General features: G+C 69.7%; 1 protein-coding gene. It reads right to left on the bottom strand.

The window, feature by feature from the left end:
* Nucleotides 1-909: tetratricopeptide repeat protein (locus CU102_RS28310; RefSeq protein ID WP_146146493.1), on the bottom strand; the 909-nt coding region annotated here is incomplete at both ends.

A 909-nucleotide genomic window follows, 5' to 3' on the forward strand; every position in this document is an offset into this window, starting at 1 on the left:
GCTCGACGCACCGGCTGAAGTGGTCGCGGGCCTTACGCATATGCCCGCGCATGTAGTCGGCGTCACCAATGCCGCCGAGCGCCCGGGCCTCGAGTTCGACCGAGCCGGCGCGCCGGGCATGCTCCAGCGCTCGGGCATGCTCCGCTTGGCAGAAATCGATCTGGCCGAGCGGGAAATGCAGGTTCCCGCGCAGGTGATGAATGCGGGCGAGTTCGAGATCAAGCCCCTCGACAGCGGTGCCGACCTCAGCATCGTCGAGCAGGCGGAACGCCTCGGCGTACCTGTCGAGCATCCGCAGGCAGCCTGCAAGGCCGGTGCGAGCCCGGCACTTATCGGCCTCGAGATCGGCAGCGTCGAGCGCCTGCTGATAAGCGGTCATGGCCTCGGCGGTGGCGCCCAGCTCGCGCAGGATCTCGCCATGGGAGCGGGCCAGGGCGAAGCGATTGGCGCGCGTCGATGCGAGAGCGAGTCCGCGCTCGACCAGTCGGCGCGCGCGCTCGTAACGATAGGCGCGGGCCTGCTCCTCAGCGGCGAAGAGGTAGGCGCCGGGCGCTCTCGGGTCACCCGCCTGGTCGAGGTGCTCAGCATGCAGCGTCGCGTCGCGTCCCGCGAACCAGTCGGCGGCCTTGGCGTGCAGCCCGCGCCGACGTGCTTGGAGCAGGGAGGCGTAGGCGCCGTCGCGGATCAGGGCATGGACAATGAGGAAACCGCTGCCCTCGGGCCGAAGGAGAAAACGGGTGACGAGCTCGTCGCAGACGTAGCGATCGTCGCCGATCAGCGCGCGCAGCTCGGGCAGCTGGAATCGCTGCCCGAGGACGGAGGCTGCCTGCAGCGCCTGCCGGTCGGGCGGCGAGAGCATGTCCATGCGCGCCAGCACGACACTCTGGATGGATCCGGGCACGGCATTGC

The organism is Phyllobacterium brassicacearum (genome assembly GCF_003010955.1).
Lineage (GTDB): Bacteria > Pseudomonadota > Alphaproteobacteria > Rhizobiales > Rhizobiaceae > Phyllobacterium > Phyllobacterium brassicacearum.